The sequence below is a fragment of the Ancylobacter gelatini genome, assembly GCF_022601675.1.
Classification (GTDB): domain Bacteria; phylum Pseudomonadota; class Alphaproteobacteria; order Rhizobiales; family Xanthobacteraceae; genus Ancylobacter; species Ancylobacter gelatini.
On sequence record NZ_JAKVIL010000006.1, the window covers coordinates 228,038 to 247,547 of the forward strand.

The following is a 19,510-nucleotide window of genomic DNA, read 5'->3' on the forward strand; positions in this document are numbered from 1 at the left end:
CACTCCGGTGTTCAGCTTGACCTATTGCAATGTGACGCTGCGCAACACGTCGGGTGACGCAGTTATTGGGCGTGTGGGTTCGAAAAAATCTTGGACCTGCCTCACAATAATTCTATTGGACGAATTGTCCGGTCACGAATAATGAACTACGCTGAATTAATGCGTATTGTCGTGCAAAGCGATGGCGTGCGAAGCGAGTCGCTTGCCGACATTCGTGATTTTCGATGTCATTAGAAGATTGAGCCATGAACGAAACCACGGATGCCGACAATTTTATCGAGCTCGCGGCGGATATCGTCTCCGCCTATGTGAGCAATAATGCCGTTTCGGCGAATGATCTGCCGGCCCTTATCACCGATGTGCACCTTGCGTTGCAGCGCGTGGGACGTGGTGAGGTCGAGGTTGTGGCCGAGCCGCTGAAGCCGGCGGTGCCGGTGAAGAAGTCGGTCATGCCCGAGTTCATCGTCTGCCTCGAAGATGGCAAGAAGTTCAAATCGCTGAAGCGTCACCTGCGCACGCAGTACGACATGACCCCCGAGCAGTATCGCGAGAAGTGGGGCCTGCCGGCGGATTATCCGATGGTGGCGCCGAACTACGCGGCCGCGCGCTCGGCGCTCGCCAAGCAGATGGGTCTCGGCCAGCAGCGCCGCCGTCCGCGCCGCTGATCCCCGCATTCCTGACGTTCGACGTTAGAAAAAGGCCGTCCCGCGAGAGCGGGGCGGCCTTTTCATTTGGCGCGTGGCCGCGCCGGGCGTTGTGCCTCCGCGACGAGCCGGCACAGCGCGGCGTGCCGTGCCGCATCGTAGACGCCGCCGGCGCGGGCTGCCCGCCGCTCCGAGCGCAGCAGGCGGCGTAGGCTGGCCAGCTTCTCCTCGCCGGTGCCGCCGATGAACGGGCGCAACGCGTCCACCCGTGCGGCGATGGTGGCTTGAGGGTCTTCCACGCGCATGGCGCGGATGCGCCCGCTCCTCCGGTCTGCCTGCCGCATCGATCCTCCTTCGGGGTGCTGCGACGATTATCCGGCGGCTTGGATGGGTGCGGATAAAAATCCTATTCAAGGGTTGGAATTAGGGAGTTCGGGGGCGGAGATAGCGGACCGATCAAAAATCCTTTTTGAACTTGATGCTTCCGTCGGGCATGATAGGTTTATATTCCTTCAACCAAGAGGTGTGGTCATGTTGTATGTTTCGCCTTCTGCTCTTGCGCCGCCGGATGCCCGGGCCTGTCTCATCTCAGCCCGAGCGGCAGCGCTGGCAGCGGGCGTCCCTCTGGGCGAACTGTTCCAGCCTTCTCGACGCAGCCGGGCCAGTGCCGGAGCGCGGGCGCTCGCCATGTATCTCGCCCATGTCGGGCTCGGCCTGCCGATTTCGCGGGTCGCTACGGGATTCGGCCGGCATCGGTCCACGGTGGTCCATGCCTGCCGGCGGATCGAGGAATCGCGCGAGGCGGTGAACTGGGACCTGCGGGTCGGAACGCTGGAAGACGAGGTGCGCCGCGCCACGGCAGGGGAGGCGGTGCGCCATGACGCATGAGCGCCGGATGGGGACGGTGGAGGTCGAACTTGAGGGCGTGCTTGCCGAGGTGGCGGTCGATCTCGAAGAGAGCCCGCTCGCCTGGCTGGCCAGCCGGCGCGCGCGCGACGGGCGGGCATTGATCGCGCCGCTGCAGCTTCTCGCCGGCGAGCGTCTGCGCGCCGATTTCACCCGCGCCCAGATGATGCCGCGCATGAGCGCGGACTGGAGCGGGGTTGGCGGTTCGGGCGGAAGGCGCGGCGCGACCGGCATGAACCTGTCGGATGTCGCGATCGCCGCCAAGCAGCGGCTGTCGAGGGCGCTGGAGGCGGCCGGGCCGGAATTTTCCGGGCTGCTGCTGGACGTGTGCTGCTTCCTGAAGGGAATGGAGCAGGTCGAGCGTGAGCGCCGCTGGCCGGCGCGCACGGCGAAGATCGTGCTGGGCCTCGGGCTCGACCGACTGGCGCGCCATTACGGTCTTGTCGCCGAGATGCGCGGGCCGGAGCGCGCGAGGTTGCAAAGCTGGTCCGCGCCGGCCGACGGGATGGGGGAGGCGGGGCGCTAGGCCGGCTCAGTTCGCGGGGGCGGCGAGCGCCCGCACGGCATCGGCGCGGATGCGCTCCACCATGGAGCGCAGCCCATTGGAGCGCTGCGGGGTCAGGTGGTCCTTGAGGCCGATGCGGCCGAACACGGTGGCGGGATCGATGACGGCGATCTCCGAGGCCGGCTTGTCGGAGTAGAGCGCCAGCAGGATCGCGATGAGCCCGCGCACGATATGCGCGTCGGAATCGCCGAGAAAGCCGAGGTGCGGGCCGTCGGGCGTGGGCGTGGTGCGGCTGACCAGCCAGACCTGGCTGGCGCAGCCCTGCACCTTGGTCCGCTCGGTGCGCTCCTGCTCCGGGAAGGCCGGCAGCGTGCGCCCCAGCTCGATCAGATAGCGGTAGCGGTCATCCCAATTGTCCAGGAGCTCGAAGTCTTCGATGATGCTGTCGATCTTTGACATCGCCCGCTCTTTGGCCGCGCGCCGTGCGCCTTGCCGGCATATAGGGGCGGTTGGGGGGCATGCGCAATGGCCGCGGCCCGCCGGCCTCGCCGGGCGGCGCCAGACATGTTACCCATCATGAAGTTGCGTGAAACGTTGTTGCCTAAGACGTGGGAGGGCCTTCGGCCTTGATCCTGACCGACCGGGACCTTCGAGACGCGTTGCGCGAGGGGACGCTCAGCATCCTGCCCCCGCCGCCGCCGGAAGCCTATGCGCCCAACGGCGTCGACCTGCGGCTCGACAGCCGGCTGACGCTCTACAATCCCCCGATCGAGGGCGAGGACCCGGTGATCGACCCCGCCGGGCCTGGCTATTCGTTCAAGGAGGCCATCGCCGCGATGGCCGGGGATATCGAGATAGGCGAGGACGGCTTCGTGCTCGATCCCGGCCGGCTGGTCCTTGGATGGACCTGGGAGAAGGTCGACCTCGGCTCCGGTGCCCGGCTCGCCGCCCGCGTCGAGGGCAAGAGTTCGCTGGCGCGGATCGGGCTGATCGTGCACCTCACCGCGCCGACCATCCATGCCGGCTCGACCGGGCGGATCCAGCTTGAAATCATCAATCTCGGCCCGCGCCCGATCCGGCTGCGCGCGGGCATGAAAGTGTGCCAGCTCATCGTCGAGCAGACGCTCGGCGTGCCCGAGCGCGCCTATGGCGGCCAGTTCGCCGGCCAGCGCGCGGCGGGGTGAGGCGGCCTGACGCAGGAGCCTGCGCCGCGTCAGCCCGGCTCGTTCAGGCCGAGCACATGGGTCCGCTGGTAGTCCGTCGCCGCCCCGAGCAGCGCGTCGCGGCCGATGCGCCGGTAGATCGCGTAGCTGTCCCGCACGAAGTCGTCATGGCTCAGCGCCCTGCCGCGGTTCCACATCAATGACGGCGTCGGGTGGGTCTTGCCGTGATGTTGCATCAGGACGGGGTGAACCGGCCAGATCGGCCCGTTGACGAGCAGGTTCGGCGTGAGTTCGTGATCGTAATCGCGCACGGGGAGCCCTTCGGCACGCAGGAACTCGTCGGAGACGTGCTTGAGCAGGCGCCCTCGGGGATGGTTGACCGTCATCATGAGCTGTTCGTCGCGCCAGATTTCCCGCGCAAAGGCACAGCTGCGCAGGTCGGCATCTTCTTCGCGCCGCTCCCATTCGCGGAAGCTCTCCTCCGCCGCCTCGAAATAGCCGAGCTTGGCGAAGGTTTGCTCGTTGAAGGCCGCGAGGCAGCTGGCTTCGTCTAGGCCGGCGATAAAGCTCTGGAGTGCGATGCGCGAATGGTAGTCGCCGATCGGCGACTGGACGCGCTTTCCCATGGTGCCGAGATAGACGAGATCGGGATGATCGCCCGAGAAGTGGATGGCGGTGTGCGTGTAGATCTTCTTGGAGCTGGAATAGCGCTCCTTGAGGCGCGCGGTGGAGATGCTCCCGAAAAGTTCGGACAGTCTGTGCGTGATGATGATGTCGGCATCGTCGCACAGAATGTCGAAGGCGCGCCGATGCTTGTGATAGTTCAACATCTCCAGGCCGAGAACCGACGCGGCACAGCCCGACGCGATATGGCGGGCCAGATTGGGTGCCTGGCAGTTGCCGAGCACGAGAATACGTGGCTCGTCGGCCGAACGGGCGCCGCTGTGAAAGGTGGACGGCTCTGAGGCGATGAGCGTCTGCACCGACAACTCGCGGATGAGGTGCGTGAGCGCGCCGGCTGAAAATCCCCGCGCGGGCGCCGCCGCAGGCCGCAATACATAAAGCGGCTGAGCCGAGGCGCTGAGCCGCGCCTTTGCCAACCGTCGTATTTTCTTCAGTTCGGTCCTCATTCACGCCATCCGCAAGGCACGCCGCGCCGGTTTGGCCCGACTATCCGCCGCGGCTTGTTAAGAAACCGCCGCCGGCCGCGCTCAGTTTCCGACCAGCGTCGAGCGCGTCAGGCGGCGAACCGCGAGGTTGACCCGCTCCTCGTCGCGGCGGAAGCGCTCGACGCTCTGGCCGGTATAGAGCAGATGCCGGTGGCTTGCCTCTTCCGCCGCCCTCCGGTCGCCCGCGATGACCGCCTGCCCGATGGCGAGGTGCTGGCTGAGCAGGTCGTCACGAAATTCCGCGAGCGCGAAGAGCTTGGTGCGGTTGAAGAAAATGTCACGGCGCAGCATTTCCGAGAAGGCCCGCATGACATGAAGAATGACCAGATTATGCGACGCGCCATAGATCAGGCGGTGCAGCACGATGTCGGCCTCGGCCTCGCGCGTGGCGTCCCGCGCCTCATGCGCCGCCTGCATCTCAGTGAGGCATTCGGCGATGGCCTGGCGCTCAGGCTCGGTCGCACGCAGCGCGGCAAGGCCCGTTGCCTTGCGCTCCACGGATTCGCGATACTCGAAATAATCGGCGGTGACGCGGTCGCTGGACTGCAACAGGTTGGCCAGCGGATCGGTCAGCGGGGCCAGGAACTGCGTCACCCGCGTGCCGTCGCGGCTGGTGGCGAGCAGGCCCCGCGCCTCCAGCATCTGCAACGCGTCGCGCAGAGAGGGGCGGGAGACTTCGAGCCGTTCCGCGAGATCGCGCTCGCTGGCCAGCCGTTCACCAGGCCGAAGCACGCCTTCCAGTATCAACCGCTCGATATGCTCGGCGATGGTCTCCGCCAGCTTTGGCGCGCGCAGCCCTTCGGACATTCGTCCTCTTCCACTTCTTACTGGCTCTTGTTCTTTGTTTTCAGCGTCGGTACGGGCACCTACGCCGCCATCATCGCGCCAATCGGCCCGGTTGGTAAGATGGATTTACCATTTATCCCTTCCGGCCGTCGGCTTCCCTGGCGACACCGTCTTTGCGCCCCGTCGCGTCCGTCTTTCGTGCCGACGCGGGCCGTATCCGGCTGGCCGCCCCACGCGGCAGTCGCAGCGGCCAGCGCACCATGTGGTCGATGAAATCCTCCAGCGGCAATTCGTCCTCCAGCGCCGCGACACGCGAGCGCACGGAGACGCCGGCGGCATGCACGCTGTCGCGGTCGCCCGACACCAAGGGGTGCCACCAGTAGAGTTCGCGGCCCTCTTCGATCAGCCGGTAGCCGCAGGAGGGCGGCAGCCAGTCGAGCGCGCGCACCGTCTCGGGGGTGAGGCGCACGCAGTCGGGCACCTGCGCCTGCCGGTTGGGGTAGTCCCGGCAATTGCAGTTCACGTCATCGAGCAGCTTGCAGCCGATGTCGGTATAGGCGATCGCCTCGGTATCCTCGTCCTGCAGCTTGACGAGGCAGCAGCGCCCGCAGCCATCGCACAGGCTCTCCCATTCGTCCGGGGACATCTGTTCGAGGGTCTTGGTCTGCCAGAAGGGTGGTTCGTCGTGCAGGTCGTCTTGGGAGGGCAGGCTCATTCGTCATTCCATGGCACCGGGCGTGCGCATCCGCAATCGCGGCATTCATCGCGCTTTCACCCTTCGGCAATCAAACATTAGATAGCGTTGGCGCGCTGTGATAGCGAGCCCCGTGGCCTCCCTCGTATGGTGGGGCCGGCTTCGCTATAAGGTGTGGCGGGGCGAGGAAGCTTCTCGGAGAGGCGCGAATTGGACGACACGCCGAAGGCGGATGAACCGACGACGCCGGCTCCCGAGCCGGCCGAAGGTTCGGCGCGCGGGAAGAAACTGAAGAACGCGCTGCTGGCGCTCGATTCCTGGATCGATAGTTCGATCTACGGGGCGGGCGTGCGGCTGCGCGCGATGTGGGAGAGCTTCGTCGCCTTCTCCGAGCGCTTCAATCTGCAGGGCCCGGCACGCTGGGGCGTGGAGATCGCCTCCGAGGGCATGACCTGGGGCGCGGTGGGCGCGGTGCTGATGCTGGCGCTCGCGGTGCCGGCGTTCCGCGAAACCTCCGACGACTGGCTCAAGCGCGCCGAGTTGTCGGTCACCTTCCTCGACCGCTACGGCAACGCGATCGGCGAGCGCGGCATCCGCCACAACGACACGGTGCCGCTGGAGGAGTTTCCGGACCATCTGATCAAGGCGGTGCTGGCGACCGAGGACCGGCGGTTCTACGACCATTTCGGCATCGACATTCCCGGCACCTTCCGCGCCGTGCTGTCGAATGCGCGGGCGGGCGGCGTGGTGCAGGGCGGCTCCTCGCTCACCCAGCAGCTCGCCAAGAACCTGTTCCTGTCCAATGAGCGCACGCTGGAGCGCAAGATCAAGGAAGCGTTCCTGGCACTGTGGCTGGAGTTCCACCTCACCAAGAACCAGATCCTCAAGCTCTATCTCGACCGCGCCTATATGGGCGGCGGTTCCTTCGGCGTGGACGCCGCGGCGCAGTATTATTTCGGCAAGTCCGCCCGCGACGTGACGCTGGCGGAAGCCGCGATGCTGGCGGGCCTGTTCAAGGCGCCCTCGAAATTCGCGCCTCACGTCAACCTGCCGGCGGCGCGTGGGCGCGCCAGCGTGGTGCTCGACAATCTGGTCGATGCCGGCTTCATGACGGAAGGCCAGGTGTTCGGCGCCCGCCGCAATCCGGCGACCCCGGTCGACCGCAAGCTCGACGACGTGCCCGAATATTATCTCGACTACGCCTTCGACGAGGTGAAACGGATCGTCGACACCTTGCCCAAGGGCTATGCCGAGCGTTCCTTCGTGGTGCGAACCGCGCTCGACCCGAACATCCAGAAGGCGGCCGATACGGCGGTGCGCGATTCCCTGCGCGAATTCGGCAAGGATTACGGCGCCAAGCAGGCGGCGATGGTGGTGATGGAGCCCAATGGCTCGGTGCGCGCCATGGTCGGCGGGCGCGACTATGGCGAGAGCCAGTTCAACCGCGCCACCGACGCGCTGCGCCAGCCCGGCTCGTCGTTCAAGCCCTTCGTCTACACCGCCGCGCTGATGACCGGGAAATACAAGCCCAACACCATCGTGGTCGACGGCCCGATCTGCATCGGCAACTGGTGCCCGCAGAATTATGGCCGTTCCTATGCCGGCTCGCTGCCGCTGATCACCGCGCTGACGCGCTCGCTCAACACCGTGGCGGTGAAGCTCGCCGAGGCGATCGGGCGCGGGCGGATCGTCGACCTCGCCCATGCCATGGGCCTGCACACCGAACTCAAGATTACCCGCGCCCTGCCGCTCGGCGCGGCCGAGGTGACGGTGGTGGACATGACCGCGGCCTATGCCGTGTTCGCCAATGGCGGCGTCTCGGTCGAGCCTCACGCCGTGGTCGAGATGCGTACTCCTGCCGGCGAGCCGGTGTGGAACTTCGCCCAGAGCGCGCCCACCCCGCGCCAGATCATCCCGCCGGAGATCATCGGCATGATCAACCCGATGCTGAACAGCGTGGTGGAGAACGGCACCGGCCGGCGCGCCATGCTGCCGGGCACCAAGGTCTCGGGCAAGACCGGTACCACCAATGCCTATCGCGACGCGTGGTTCATGGGGTTCACCGGCAATTATGTCGGCGGCATCTGGTTCGGCAATGACGACTACACCTCGACCAAGAAGATGACCGGCGGCTCGTTGCCGGCGATGACCTGGCAGAAGGTGATGGCCTTTGCCCATCAGGGCATCGAACTGAAGCCGACGCCGGGCCTCGGCAACCAGCCGGCGCCCAAGCTCGACGGCGCGGTGGCGCAGGCGACGCCGCTGGAGATCGACGGTGTGCAGCGCCCGGTCACGCTGTCGCCGGTTTCCGCCGCGCGGCTGATGAAGCTGTCCGCGCAGATGCGCGAGGCCGCCCAGCAGCCGCCGCGCCAACCCACCGCCTCGATCGATCTCGGCGCGGCGACCGGCAATAATTGACCCATTCCCCGCCAGCCGCCCGCGAAGGGTGGCCGGCTCGTTTCAGCGGACCCTGCCCACCTTGCGCGCACTGCTCCTGATACTGACCCTGCTGCTCGGCGCTGCCATAGGTCTCGCGCTGACCTGGACCACGACCATGGGCGGCTATGGCCCCGGCGTGGTGCAGGCCGGCCCGTGGCGGGTCTGGCCCAAGGCCGGGACCGAGGAGGCCGACCCCTATGCACGCGCCGCCCTGGCACGCACCGGGGAACTGCCGCTTGAGCTGGCCGATGGGCTCGCCTTTATCGCCACGGTGGACGACGCCGGCCGCGCGCTGGATGGGCGCTGCGAACTCCGGCTCACGGGCGCGATCCCGCAGGCGCGCTACTGGACGCTGACCGTGACCGACGCCGATGGCGGGCTGATCGAGCACAGTTCCGAGCGGAACGGCTTCACCAGCGCCGAGGTGGTGTGGAACCGCGACGGCACGCTGGATGTCGCGCTGGGGCCGCGCGCGCGGGCCGGGAACTGGCTGCCGACCGGGGGCGCGGCCCGCATCGGGCTGACGCTCCGGCTTTATGATACGCCGTTCGGCCTCGCCGCGCGCGACAGCGACGCCCCGGTCATGCCGCGCCTCATCACCGAGCGCTGCCCGTGAGACAGTCATGAGCACCACCCCGTCTCCCACGACCCCGCCCCACGGCACGTCGTCGCGCTTCATCCCGCGCCCGCCTACGTTGTTGAAGCGGCTCGCCGATTCCTGGCTGGGGCTGCGCTGGCTGATCATGCCGGTGCTGGTGGCGCTGGTGCTCGGCGCCCTGGTGCATCTGGTCACGGTACTGATCCTGCCCTTCTATGCCGAGCAGGACGGCTATGCCCGCCTCGCCGCCGTGGGCGAACCGAACGAGATGGTGCTGCTGGACGACCCCTCTGCCAAGAGCGGCGTGCTGCCCAGGATGGACCCGGCCTTCGTGACCGCCGCCTGCGTCTACGACCTCAGCGAGGGGCCGCTGAAGGTGCGTGCGCCGGTGACGGACGATTACGCTTCGATCTCCTTCTTCACCCGCCATGGCGTCCCGTTCTACGCGATCAACGATCGCACCGCCGGCCGCGACATGGTGGAACTCGACCTGATGAACGCCAAGCAGAAGGCGGGCCTGCCGGAGAATGACGAGGTGACGGCGGCCGACCAACTCGTGGTCGAATCGCCCACCGACCAGGGCATCGTGCTGGTGCGCGCGCTGGTGCGCGAGCCCGGTGCGCGCGAGCAGGTGAGGACGCTGGTCGAAACGGCGATGTGCGCGCCGAGCTTATGATGGCGGGCGTGGCGCCGGGGCAAGAGCCTCAGGCGCGGCCGTGACCGGAAGCCGCTGAACGACCTGCAGGATGATGATTTCCGCCTCCGCCGGCCATGACGGCCGGGAAGAGGCCTCGCGAAACCGGCGCGGCCGGCGTAACTGAAACGGCACCACCGATCCCATTTTCGCTCTCCGCTGGGTCGTGAGAACCTTAACTTTTCGTGGTCTGCGCCCAGTACGAACCATCATGGTTAACGGGTTTATAATTACGTGTTTAGTTGGTTCAATGGGTTAGCGGTTCCATCCATGAGATTGTTGAGTAAATTTAACCACTTATCTCATGAATTTTCCCGGTTGGATTTATCCAGCCATAGCGCCTGAAAAGCGTCCATCAGATCCGCGAGCATCCGGCATCCCGTCGCCGCATCAAGCGCGATGACGATCGGCATTACTGGATCGCCAGCGATCGGCTCGAGCTGTACGACCAGTTCGACGCGATCGCGCACAGGCCGCCGGATGCGCGGCGGTATGCGCGGGTGAGGGCGAACGCTCATGCTGCCGGCGGCCGTAGGTTCGGAGGGGCACCATCGCGCCAGAGGCGCGCCCATTTGATCGCGGCCTCGCATAGGCTCATGCCCGTCAGCCCGAGGAGGAAGCCCACCATGCCCTCGAGCGAGGCCGTGGAGATATCCGGCGAGGCGAGCCAACGCGCGGCCAGATGTGTGCCGATCGGCGTGCCGTAACCCGCGACGGCGGTGCCGACGATGGCGGTCCCGATGTGACGCATGATCGATCCTCCGGGCCGCGTCATGGAGCGGACGAGGCCGCCGATGGCGCCAGCAAGCAGGTGAGCAGCTTTCAGCCCGAGCAATGCCGGCTCGGGCAGCATATCCGTCATAACGTCCTCACAGGCCCGCCCGGTGACGGGCGATCAGGGTCTCGATGTTCCGGTAGGCCCAGGGCACCACGATCATGCAAAGCCCCACGATCGCCTCGAGCTCGGACTGCGAGTACCAGCCGGCACCCACGCCAGCGCCGCCTAGGGCAACCAGGGCAATGCGCAGGTTCTGCGGCCACAATGCTTCGAGCGCCGCTGGCGCCGGCATCTGGCGCGCGATCGCCTCAGCAACCGGCTTCACGTCGGATGGCGACAGAGCCACGTCACTCCGCCGGGCCACGGTAGCCGTTGCGCGCTCGATGATGGCACCGGCGCCGGGCACGGCGACATTGAGCGCGGTGCCGATAATGGCGGTGATGAGCTTCCTCACGGCAGCAGCTCCTTAAGGTCGATGCCAAAGGCGGCCGCGAGCGCGGCCAGGGCGAGGACCACGGCCGCCAGCAGCGCCTTGATCGTGGAGGAGGTGCCGGTTGCCGCGGACGCCGGCGAGGCGGCATCGATGACCGGGACGGCATTGCCAGCCGCCTTGACCGTCGCCAGGACCTTCTCGACATCGCTCGCGGGGACGAGCGCCTTGTTCAACCCGTCGCCGGCGTAATAGGACTGGCCGCGTTGCAGCTGGCGGGTGCTGCCAGCGGTCGCGGCTAGCACGGGGAAGCTCGCCCATTCCTTCGCCAGATTGAGGCCGAAGGCGGTCACCGTAAGCTGACCGGCCATGAACTTTTCATAGCCGCGGCGCTTCAGCAGGTGATAGCCGAGCCGGTCCTGAAGACCCGCGTTCAGCACCTGGCCATCCCGCAAGCCGAGCTCGGCCTTAAGGTCGATGAGGGTTTGGCGCATGAACTGATACCCGCCGGCGGCGCTGGAGCCGTGGGCCTTGGTCCAGCTCGGTCCCGCTGTGATCACCTCGGCCAGCGTCATGGTGGTCAGCGGCTTGGCCAGCTTGCGTTCGTTGTGGCCGAACATGGTGTCGTAAGCCGATGCATCGGCGCGGCCGGTCTCCGTGCGCCGGATGAAATCGAGAAGCACCGCGGCACCGGCGGGCACAGTCTTGTCCATGTCAGGGCTCCGATTGGGAGCCTTGAGCATGGCGGCCGGCGAAGAGGGTCAACCGTTCGTTGACTACCAGGGCAGTTGCGTTCGGCCATGAATGGCCGCGTGCCAAGTCTCTATCTCGTCAACACGGAGCGCGCGCCCCCAGCCTCTGAACCTCTGGATCTCGGTGGCTGACAGAGATCCTGCGGCACCGATGAGCAGGCTATTGAGAATTCCGGTGCTGGAAAGGCCGGTGTGTCCCGTCGTCGTCACGGGCGGGCGCAGATCGAGCTTGCGCACCAGCGTGCCGCCGGCGGCCGGGTTCTCAGTCGGGGGAGGCGTGTAAGTGAACGTCACCATATGCCACGCCGTCTCGACGCCGGTGAGGGTGCCGTTACCGAACGACACGCCATCGGTGCCAGCGCCGGCGAAGAGAGCGCCGGAACCTGAGGCGCGGATGCTGACATAGCGACCGGACGCCAGCCCATTGAGAAGCCGCGTCCCGGTGGAGTTCACAAAGGCGGCGGCTTCATCGAAGCGGAACAGCATCGAGATCGAGAATTCCGGGTAGTCGACGGCTCCTACCGCCCTCATCGTGTCATCCGCCGCGGATTTACCGAACCGAAGGGCCGGAAGGGCGCCGAGCGCATTCGCCTTCAATATTGGCGCAGCACCGCCAGAGGCGGTCGCCAATGTACGCAGGGGCGCCGCCTCGCCACGAAGAGAAAGCCAACTCGGCACCGACGCGCCATCGGCAGCGACGATGGTCGAGGCGTCGAAGTCAAAGAGCATCGAGCGCGCGAGGTCAGCAATGGGAACGCCACCGTCGGTGAGCGCAACCGTCGACGGCATAATCGTGGTCATGGTGCGTCCTCTCCATACCAGCCCAGGCTGAGGATTTTGGGGCGGATCAGGTTGTTGCAGATGGCGGCACGCGCAACGCTCGCGAGGTGCAGATCATCCTGGCAGAGCTGCCGCGCGATCATGCCGGCGCCAATATCGGCGACGTCGTCGGCGGTCTTGGTGAGGCTGGCGTCAGTCCAGATCTGCTCGCCCATTACATAGGCATAGACATCAACGAACCGATCTCCGAAGAAATCCTGGCGCCACGCCCGGTCCTGCAACATCAACTCGCGGCCGGCGCCACCCGGAACATCCGACTTGCGCGGAGCGTGACCGATCCCGAGGATGCGAGGAAAAATGGGAGCGTGCCATTCCGCCAACTCGATGCAGCCGCGCACGCATTCGTCGAGTGGGCTCAACACGTTGATGTTGTTCTTGCCGGAATTGTCGAGCAGCACGGTTGCCCGCTGCTCGGTGTAGGCAAGCGGAATGAAATCGTGGTAGCCGACCGCCGCGACTGCGGCTGCCCCGGCCGTGGTTAGCGCGATCTGATAAGGGACATCTGTCCCGGTGATTGTGACAGGAACATCGCCCGAGGGGAGGCGAAGGTAGCCGACCCAAGGGTTACGCATCACGCCATCGGCAAAATTTCGATCGAACGCAATGGGGGTCGTGCCACTCGCCGGGATCGAGCCAGAGGGGACAATGAGACGGTAGGGCGACGTGCCGGCTGCACCGGTAATTTGCGTGTTCCGCCAACCGCCAGTTGCCATATTGGTCAGGGTCGCGCCAAATTCCGCCGCGATGGGCGTCAGACTGGACACGTAGCCGCCTGCCGTGCTGGACCCCCAGATAGTCCATCGCGACAAGTCGGCGCGCATCGGCGCGCGATCGCCACGACGGGTCCGCCATGTCTCGTCCGGCCACGTCTTAAGCGACGCGATCGCGTCGTCGAGGCCGAGCGAGGTTTTCAGGTCTGCAAGCGCCTTCGGATGGAAACGACCATCCGGGCCCCATGTCGCATGCCAGGCGCCAAAACGACCGCGACGCGTGCCCGGCACCAGATCGGCAATGCTGACCCAGATATCCTCGCCGCCTTCATATTCCACGTCGACCGGTAGCAGGCCGGCCTCGCCCATGCTCTTGGCGATGAGCGCCGCCGCCCAGAGCGGCGGGGCACCATCCTTGATGCGCGAGGTCAGAAACGTCCCGAGGCCGTTCTTGTCGGTGAGAGAGTGAGAATATTCCGGGTTTTCTGCCTCATAGCGAACGGCATTCTCCATGGCCGCCTGGCGCACCGCGAGGTTCGGTAGTGTCGCCGCATAATCCAGCACCAGAACGCCGCCACGCTTCACGTAGAAGCCGTCATTGGCGCCGTCATGGGTGACATAGATGCCCTTGTTCTCAGGAATGGCGCCGATCGCGGCATTCGCTAGCGCAAGGGTAATGAATGATCCTACGCTTTCCGCCGCCGAAACAGCGCCGGCACGAGCGCTCTCGGCCTCCGCACGGGCCTGCTGTGCCGCAACTCGCTGGTTGGTGGCGAGCGGCACTTGGGCCACCGCAATGTCTCGGGCCTCGATCGCGGCCACCGATGCCGCCGTCGCCACCGTCCCGTCGATCATGTCGATGCGTTGGCCGAGGCCAGTGTCGCGATTGTTGCTGGCAATGGACTCGGAGGCGATAATATTGAACAGGGCGTTGTCGCGTTCCACGCTGGTCCCGACTTCATCGGCGATCTTGCTATAGATCGCCTCATCGGCCGCGCCGCGACGCACCCTCTCATCGTCGATATCCCGGCGCATCTCCATGTCACGAATCGCGCCGCGGTCGAATTCCTGATCAAGCACCTGGGGCTGATATCGGCCGCTCGCTGTGACGTTTGAGGTCCGCGACGCGTCAGCCAAGCCATACACCGAGATATGGGCTCCGGCTGGCTGCGCTGCAAACAGCCGCGCATAACCGCCACCGGCGCTACCGGCACCGAAAACGGTATAATCGACGTTCAGAGTGAGCAGCGTATCCGGCTGGCCGGCCGCCGGCGCGCGATGCACCCTGATGTCCCGATCGTACTGGAACGCGAACGGCACCGCAAAATCGGTCTGGCCGGCCGACGCGATGTAGACACGGGAACGGGTGTCGTTATTGATCGGGATATCTGTGCTCATGACACCAGCATGCCGCCGGCATCATAAGGTCAACCGTTCAGTTCAACGCCGGCACGGTCGGCTTCGCGCGGCGCGCGGGCCTGTCGCCATCGAGCTCGACGCCGGCAGCTTTCGCCTCAGCCTCGAGATCCTTGAACATGGCGTCGGACCCCTCATCCTTCAGTCGCTGGCGAAGTTCCGGCCACATCCGTTCTACGAGCTCGCGCGGCCAGACTTTGGCCTTGTTGTACCGCGAAGCCAGAACCGCCTTCAGCTCCGGCGATACCGCCTCGAGCTCGCGGATATAACCATCGGTCGGCATCGGCCGCACCGGCGCCCAGCCTTCCGTACCGACCGCAATCAACGCATTGCGCGCTTCCACCATGGCGAGATCGGCGAGGATATCGTCAGCGGCACCACGCACGCGGGACGGAATCTCGATCATCTCGTCGTCAGCGTTCCGCACCGCATTCGAGGCGATCGCCCGTCGCACGAAGCCGATCGCCTGGACCGCGCCACGGGCGCGGATCAACGGGTGTAGTCGCTGCGCGCCAATCGGCATCATGGAAACAGTGACATAGGCCCGCTGGTTTGCATCGAGCGTCGCCAGATAATCGGCCGCGCCAACATCGTCGCCGGCGTCAGAAAGGGCGCGGTAGCTCTTGGCCTTGCCCTCGAGCTCGCCGGTGCGGCCCGACACCATGTCCCAGAACTGGCGCGAAGAGGTGGAACCGCGCGAGGCCATTTTCACAAAACGCCGGGTGATGAAAACCTCATCCCAGCCCTGCGACGGCTTATCGCCGGTCGCCATATCGGAAAGCGCCATCACCGAGCGGCCAACCGTGCCGAACTGCGACGTGATAAATTGGTCGACCATGACCGGCGCCACGCCGATCGCGGAGCCGATAAGCTTGCCAAGCTCCGAAGTCGCAGCGGTGTATTGCAACCAGGTCTCCATACCCTCGACGGCCTCCGGCACGATCGGCCGGCCGGTGAACATGTCGGTGTTGGTTTTCTGTTCATAATAGAATTTGAGGCCCGGCAAGCCCTCGAACAGGTTGGGCGGCGCGATCACGTTGAACAGCCCATCGAGATAGCGCGAGGTTGCCAGCGGATCGCTTTCGGCGAAGGCATCCCAGATCGCCTCCGCCGCGTTCAGCACCACGGCCATTTCGAAAGGTTTCGGGATGGCCGTCCAGTACTGGCCGGTCTTCACCATCCAATGCGTGGCGCGCGTGGTGTTGCTGACTTCGCGGTAATCCTCGTTCCGGCTCATGAGTGCATGGAGGCCGAGGCCGGCGACGGTGAGCGTGGCGAGCCGCGCCCACGCCTTCACCGCAGTGCCGCGCGCGGCCGCCTCGCCGGCGGTGACTGCATCGCCGAAGAATGGCGCGATCATCTCGCGCGTCACTTTGTCGAAGCCCTGCAGCGACGCATTGAGGAACGGCACGAGCCGGCTCATGGCCGCCATTTGCGAGCCGCGGCGGCCGAAATCCATATGATCGCGGGCGCGCCATGCTGCTTCCATCATCGCTTCCCAGTCCGCCAGGCCGCGCTTGCTCGCCTCGTCATAGAAGCTCTTGTAGAGCCCGAGGCGCATGCCGGTTTCCGAAATCTCAGCGACCTCGGCGACGCCCTTCACCCACTTCACCGGATCCGAATGCTTGAAGCGCTGCGCCAGCCAACCCTTTCTCTTCAGCGCAGAAAGATCACGCTCCACACTGGCATCGCGAAGGGCCGCAACTTCCTGCCCGCCCATGATGCCGCCAGCGCCGTTGTAGCGCCGCGCGGCCTCGCGCCCCATCAGCTCATCCGCCATACCCCGGAATGTCCCGGTCAGCCGCTTGAACGGCGCGCCGTAAAAGATCGAGGCCATAGCCTGGTCGCGGATCAGATTCGCCAGGATGAAGGCGGGATCGGAGGTGATGCCGGCGCGCAGCGTCGAGCTCGAGACCGACGCCAGATCCAGCCAAAGGTTCTTTTCCGGGGCGCTCATGCTGGTAAGCGCCCGATAGATATCGAGCCCGAAATCCCGATCGGCCAGACGCAAGGCGCGCAGCTCGCCGCCGTCGCGGAAGAACACGATGGTTTCGCCCTTGGTGTTGATCACCGCCGGCCGGAATATCCGTGCCTTCTCATCGCCCAGCAGGCTTTCCACCATGTCGCGGATGGCGATGACATCCGGTCCCGCCATGCCGCCCTGCCGGCCGGCCGCCTCGATCGCTTCGAGCGGGTCGACCAGCAGCATGCGCATTTCCTTGGCAGGGATCCGCTCGGCAATCGCCGCACCACCATGGCCGGCCCGCAGCGCCAGCCGATCGAGCGACTTCATCACGTCGTTATGAGCGATCGCCGCGGCCGTCTCATAGGCATCGGTCATCAGGCTTTCGACCGGGTTGATCACGTCGCGCGTAGAGCCTTGGAAGCGCTTGACGATGCTCGAGCGCGCATCGCCGCCGCCGCGCCCGCCGGCGCCGGCGGGGTCGCCGTCGTAATCGAAGGCGCGCAGGCCCGGCACATAGTCGCGGATCATCAGACCCTGCGCATGCTGCTCGGGCGTGATCAGCCCGGAATGCAGCTTCTTGTCCCACAACGCCAGCGCCCAGGCATGCACCTTCTCGGCCGCGGTCGCGAACTGCGGATTTGCCGCCTCGGCTTCCTGCACATGCAACGCATGGTCGCCGTGGCTCAGCTTGTCCGGCGGGTTCGGGATCTCACCCGCGCGGAACCGATCCCATTCCCCGAGCGCACGGCGTGACCAGAGATAGGCGCCGAACTCTACAGCCTTGCCATCATCCCACCGGCCGGCCGCGTTCGGCGCGCCCATCGCCTCGATGATCGCATCGCGCAGCGCCGGCGAAGCCGGGTTCGCGCCGCGATACGGCACCACGCCATGCATGATGTCCATATGCCCCGCGCCATGGGCGTTCCTCGATAGGCGGGCGAGCTTGTAGGGATCATCGATCACCTTCAGGTCGACCGGCTTGCCGGCGGCCTCCGATGCCATCCGCGCCAGCGAGCGCACTGAACGCTGAAGCGGGTGCAGGTTGTCGAAGAAGGCGGTGTAGGCGCGCCCCACCTCATCCGCGATCGTCGTGCCGAGACCATAGCGCCGCATGCTGTCAGTACGCTTGCGCCACCAGCCCGGCCGGCGGGAGCTGACAATGGTGGACTGCACGGCCCGACCGCTCGGCAGAGCGATCCACTCGCCATAGGCCGTGCGGATCTCCTCGAGGAGCGGCGGCAGCTCCGGCGCATTCCGCTTCAGGAAGGCATTGAATGCCGCCGAGAACCGCGGCGCATCCTTTGCGGCCTTCGCCGGATTGGTGAAGGACAGGCGAAACCATTCGGCAAAGCCCTCCTCGAGGCGATGCGCCGGCTTCGCTCCGACATAGGCCATCGGCTCAAGCTCGCCGGCATGGCGCTTCATGATCGGCAGGAGATCGGCTGGACCATTACCCTTCAGGCCACCGAAGCGGGCCTGCACGGCGTGGCCGACTTCATGGGCGAAGGTCTGAAAATCGTCCTGTCGGCGCACACGGAGCGCACCATTGCTGAAATCATAGGTGCCTTCGGCGCCCCGCAACTTCATGCGCCCCTGACGAACAGCCGCCACCTCGATGGCGTCGCGCAGTTTGCGCGAGATGTCCCGCAGGCGCGTGAAGGTTGGAGTGTCATCCGGCGCCGCCGCGATGCCACCGGCAGGCCGCTGCGCCGAGACCCGCACCGCACCGCGCGACGCGCGGAGATCCTCGCGGACATCGCCTGCGCCTTCACGGCGCGCCAGCACATCACCCCCCTCGTCCGCCAGCCGATCCGGTGCTACATTGGCGGCCGTCGGCGAGGGAGAGGACGTGTCCCCCTGGAGACTGTCGGAGCGCTCCGTACTACCTTCGACACGCCGGCGACGTCCCTGCGGCTGGGAAGCCGGATCATAGGCAGTCAGCAGCCAGCTTTTCGTCTCGCCATCCAGATCAAGCCGCACGGCCGCCTTCGTTCGCGGGCTGGTATAACGGATGCGATTTGGCGAGACGCTTTCGATCTCCATCTCCGCGATCCGCGCAGGTAGGTCACCCAACACCTCGGGGTGCTTTCCGGCGATATGGGCGAGCCCCATATCCTCATTGCCATAAAACACATCCACCACCCGCCCGTCGGGAAAGGTCAGCGCGCCCCGCGCATCTCCCGCCTTCAGCTCGCTCAACCGGGCGACCGCCTCGGGCCAGCGCCCCTCATAGCCGGTGAGCACCGGGCCAAGCTCGTCATCGATACTGACAACATCATCAAGCCGGCCTGCCAACGCCGCCTCACGGGCCACCGCCGTTTCAAGGTCCGGCGCTTCCCCGATCCAGCGCGCGGCCTCGCGCGCCACGGGCGCTCCTTCCGGCGACAGCCGAGCGGCCAGGGCGTCCAGATCATCCGGAACCGGCGGCACATCGCGTGAGGCCAGCACGCCTTCCGGTGCCTGCCCTGTGACACGCGCCTCCGCCTCAGATTGGAGGCGCTCGCCGATGGCGGCGGCTGGCGACGCCGGCTGCCTGGCCTGAGACGCCTCAGGCCGAACCATGATCTGAAGCGGTGCGTCAGACACCGGCGCCGGAGCCGCCGGCACGGGATCCGCCGTCACCTCTGCGCCGCCGGCGGCCGGGCGCCGGGCGATCACACCCGCGACGCCGCCGAACGCGCCGCCGGCGGCCGCGCCGAGCGCCGTGGAAATGGCGAGTTGAGAGGCGCTGAAGGCGTCGCGGCGATCGCTGGCGATCTCCAGGCCCTGAATGCCGCTATCGATCACCGCATTGGTGACCGCAGCATCGGTTGCGCCGGCGAACACCCGCGCGGCGACGCTGGTGCCTGATCGCCCCATCGCCTGCAAGGCGCGCGCACCAAGCCCGATCGGGACGTAGTTCTCGAGGCCCGTCAGCGTGCCGGCGAATTGGCCGCCGAGTGCGGCAATTCCTTCGTCCCAGCTCTGCCACCCCGGCAGGCTTTCATAATAGGCATCGAACGCTTGGCGGCCGGTCTCAG

Annotated in this window: 20 protein-coding genes; 8 read left to right on the forward strand and 12 right to left on the reverse strand. The window is 66.2% G+C overall.

Annotated features, from left to right (window positions below; genetic code table 11):
• Nucleotides 1-245 precede the first annotated feature (245 nt).
• Complete coding sequence (locus MKI84_RS12785) at nt 246-665, forward strand: Ros/MucR family transcriptional regulator (protein WP_241619974.1); 420 nt, start codon at nt 246-248, stop codon at nt 663-665.
• 62 nt (nt 666-727) lie between these two features.
• Here the strand turns inward: MKI84_RS12785 and MKI84_RS12790 are convergent, their stop codons facing one another.
• On the reverse strand, nt 728-988 hold the full coding sequence (locus MKI84_RS12790) for a hypothetical protein (protein WP_241619975.1): 261 nt from the start codon (nt 986-988) through the stop codon (nt 728-730).
• 187 nt (nt 989-1,175) lie between these two features.
• Between MKI84_RS12790 and MKI84_RS12795 the strand changes: the two genes are divergently transcribed.
• Together MKI84_RS12795 and MKI84_RS12800 are read left to right on the forward strand one after the other, a co-directional pair.
• Nucleotides 1,176-1,532, forward strand: coding sequence for a helix-turn-helix domain-containing protein (locus MKI84_RS12795; RefSeq protein WP_241619977.1), 357 nt, complete (start codon nt 1,176-1,178; stop codon nt 1,530-1,532).
• The gene (locus tag MKI84_RS12800) at nt 1,522-2,076 is read left to right on the forward strand and encodes a DUF6456 domain-containing protein (protein WP_241619979.1); all 555 of its coding nucleotides are present in this window, start codon (nt 1,522-1,524) and stop codon (nt 2,074-2,076) included. Before MKI84_RS12795 ends, MKI84_RS12800 begins: the two co-directional genes overlap by 11 nt.
• A 6-nt stretch (nt 2,077-2,082) precedes the next feature.
• On the opposite strand, the gene MKI84_RS12805 is transcribed toward MKI84_RS12800, so the two are convergent.
• Complete coding sequence (locus tag MKI84_RS12805) at nt 2,083-2,514, reverse strand: SufE family protein (RefSeq protein WP_241619981.1); 432 nt, start codon at nt 2,512-2,514, stop codon at nt 2,083-2,085.
• Nucleotides 2,515-2,681: 167 nt separating this feature from the next.
• Between MKI84_RS12805 and dcd the strand changes: the two genes are divergently transcribed.
• On the forward strand, nt 2,682-3,239 hold the full coding sequence (dcd, locus tag MKI84_RS12810; protein WP_241619983.1) for a dCTP deaminase: 558 nt from the start codon (nt 2,682-2,684) through the stop codon (nt 3,237-3,239).
• A gap of 29 nt (nt 3,240-3,268) precedes the next feature.
• Here the strand turns inward: dcd and MKI84_RS12815 are convergent, their stop codons facing one another.
• The 3 genes from MKI84_RS12815 to MKI84_RS12825 all read right to left on the reverse strand — a co-directional run bounded on the left by MKI84_RS12815 (nt 3,269) and on the right by MKI84_RS12825 (nt 5,888).
• Nucleotides 3,269-4,348, reverse strand: a complete 1,080-nt coding sequence (locus MKI84_RS12815; protein WP_241619985.1) for a WcbI family polysaccharide biosynthesis putative acetyltransferase — start codon at nt 4,346-4,348, stop codon at nt 3,269-3,271.
• 81 nt (nt 4,349-4,429) lie between these two features.
• Nucleotides 4,430-5,194 carry an FCD domain-containing protein gene (locus MKI84_RS12820; RefSeq protein ID WP_241619987.1) on the reverse strand — a complete coding sequence of 255 codons (765 nt, stop codon included), beginning with the start codon at nt 5,192-5,194 and terminating at the stop codon, nt 4,430-4,432.
• A gap of 112 nt (nt 5,195-5,306) precedes the next feature.
• On the reverse strand, nt 5,307-5,888 hold the full coding sequence (locus MKI84_RS12825; RefSeq protein ID WP_241619989.1) for a YcgN family cysteine cluster protein: 582 nt from the start codon (nt 5,886-5,888) through the stop codon (nt 5,307-5,309).
• Nucleotides 5,889-6,077: 189 nt separating this feature from the next.
• Between MKI84_RS12825 and MKI84_RS12830 the strand changes: the two genes are divergently transcribed.
• The 3 genes from MKI84_RS12830 (at nt 6,078) to MKI84_RS12840 (ending at nt 9,580) form a co-directional block, all read left to right on the forward strand.
• Nucleotides 6,078-8,285, forward strand: coding sequence for a transglycosylase domain-containing protein (locus MKI84_RS12830; protein ID WP_425353836.1), 2,208 nt, complete (start codon nt 6,078-6,080; stop codon nt 8,283-8,285).
• Between the two features lie 61 nt (nt 8,286-8,346).
• The gene (locus MKI84_RS12835) at nt 8,347-8,922 is read left to right on the forward strand and encodes a DUF1214 domain-containing protein (RefSeq protein WP_241619991.1); all 576 of its coding nucleotides are present in this window, start codon (nt 8,347-8,349) and stop codon (nt 8,920-8,922) included.
• A gap of 7 nt (nt 8,923-8,929) precedes the next feature.
• Nucleotides 8,930-9,580: a DUF1254 domain-containing protein gene (locus tag MKI84_RS12840; protein WP_241619993.1), complete on the forward strand. Its 651-nt coding sequence runs from the start codon at nt 8,930-8,932 to the stop codon at nt 9,578-9,580.
• A gap of 320 nt (nt 9,581-9,900) precedes the next feature.
• Here the strand turns inward: MKI84_RS12840 and MKI84_RS12845 are convergent, their stop codons facing one another.
• From MKI84_RS12845 to MKI84_RS12875, 7 genes are read right to left on the reverse strand one after another with little or no spacing between them, the layout of a single operon-like run.
• A complete protein-coding gene (locus tag MKI84_RS12845) occupies nt 9,901-10,116 on the reverse strand; it encodes a hypothetical protein (RefSeq protein WP_241619994.1) in 216 nt (71 codons plus the stop codon).
• Nucleotides 10,113-10,460: a hypothetical protein gene (locus MKI84_RS12850; protein ID WP_241619996.1), complete on the reverse strand. Its 348-nt coding sequence runs from the start codon at nt 10,458-10,460 to the stop codon at nt 10,113-10,115. Before MKI84_RS12850 ends, MKI84_RS12845 begins: the two co-directional genes overlap by 4 nt.
• A gap of 7 nt (nt 10,461-10,467) precedes the next feature.
• Nucleotides 10,468-10,830: a Pam3-gp28 family putative phage holin gene (locus MKI84_RS12855; protein WP_241619998.1), complete on the reverse strand. Its 363-nt coding sequence runs from the start codon at nt 10,828-10,830 to the stop codon at nt 10,468-10,470.
• The gene (locus tag MKI84_RS12860; protein WP_241620000.1) at nt 10,827-11,549 is read right to left on the reverse strand and encodes a lysozyme family protein; all 723 of its coding nucleotides are present in this window, start codon (nt 11,547-11,549) and stop codon (nt 10,827-10,829) included. The genes MKI84_RS12855 and MKI84_RS12860 overlap by 4 nt, the downstream gene beginning before the upstream one ends.
• A 33-nt stretch (nt 11,550-11,582) precedes the next feature.
• Nucleotides 11,583-12,359: a hypothetical protein gene (locus tag MKI84_RS12865; RefSeq protein ID WP_241620001.1), complete on the reverse strand. Its 777-nt coding sequence runs from the start codon at nt 12,357-12,359 to the stop codon at nt 11,583-11,585.
• The gene (locus MKI84_RS12870; RefSeq protein WP_241620003.1) at nt 12,356-14,506 is read right to left on the reverse strand and encodes a hypothetical protein; all 2,151 of its coding nucleotides are present in this window, start codon (nt 14,504-14,506) and stop codon (nt 12,356-12,358) included. Before MKI84_RS12870 ends, MKI84_RS12865 begins: the two co-directional genes overlap by 4 nt.
• A gap of 37 nt (nt 14,507-14,543) precedes the next feature.
• A complete protein-coding gene (locus tag MKI84_RS12875) occupies nt 14,544-18,602 on the reverse strand; it encodes an LPD38 domain-containing protein (RefSeq protein WP_241620005.1) in 4,059 nt (1,352 codons plus the stop codon).
• On the opposite strand from MKI84_RS12875, the gene MKI84_RS12880 reads away from it, so the two are divergent.
• Nucleotides 18,588-18,929: a hypothetical protein gene (locus MKI84_RS12880; RefSeq protein ID WP_241620007.1), complete on the forward strand. Its 342-nt coding sequence runs from the start codon at nt 18,588-18,590 to the stop codon at nt 18,927-18,929. The two genes, MKI84_RS12875 and MKI84_RS12880, sit on opposite strands and share 15 nt — an antisense overlap.
• Nucleotides 18,930-19,510 lie beyond the last annotated feature (581 nt).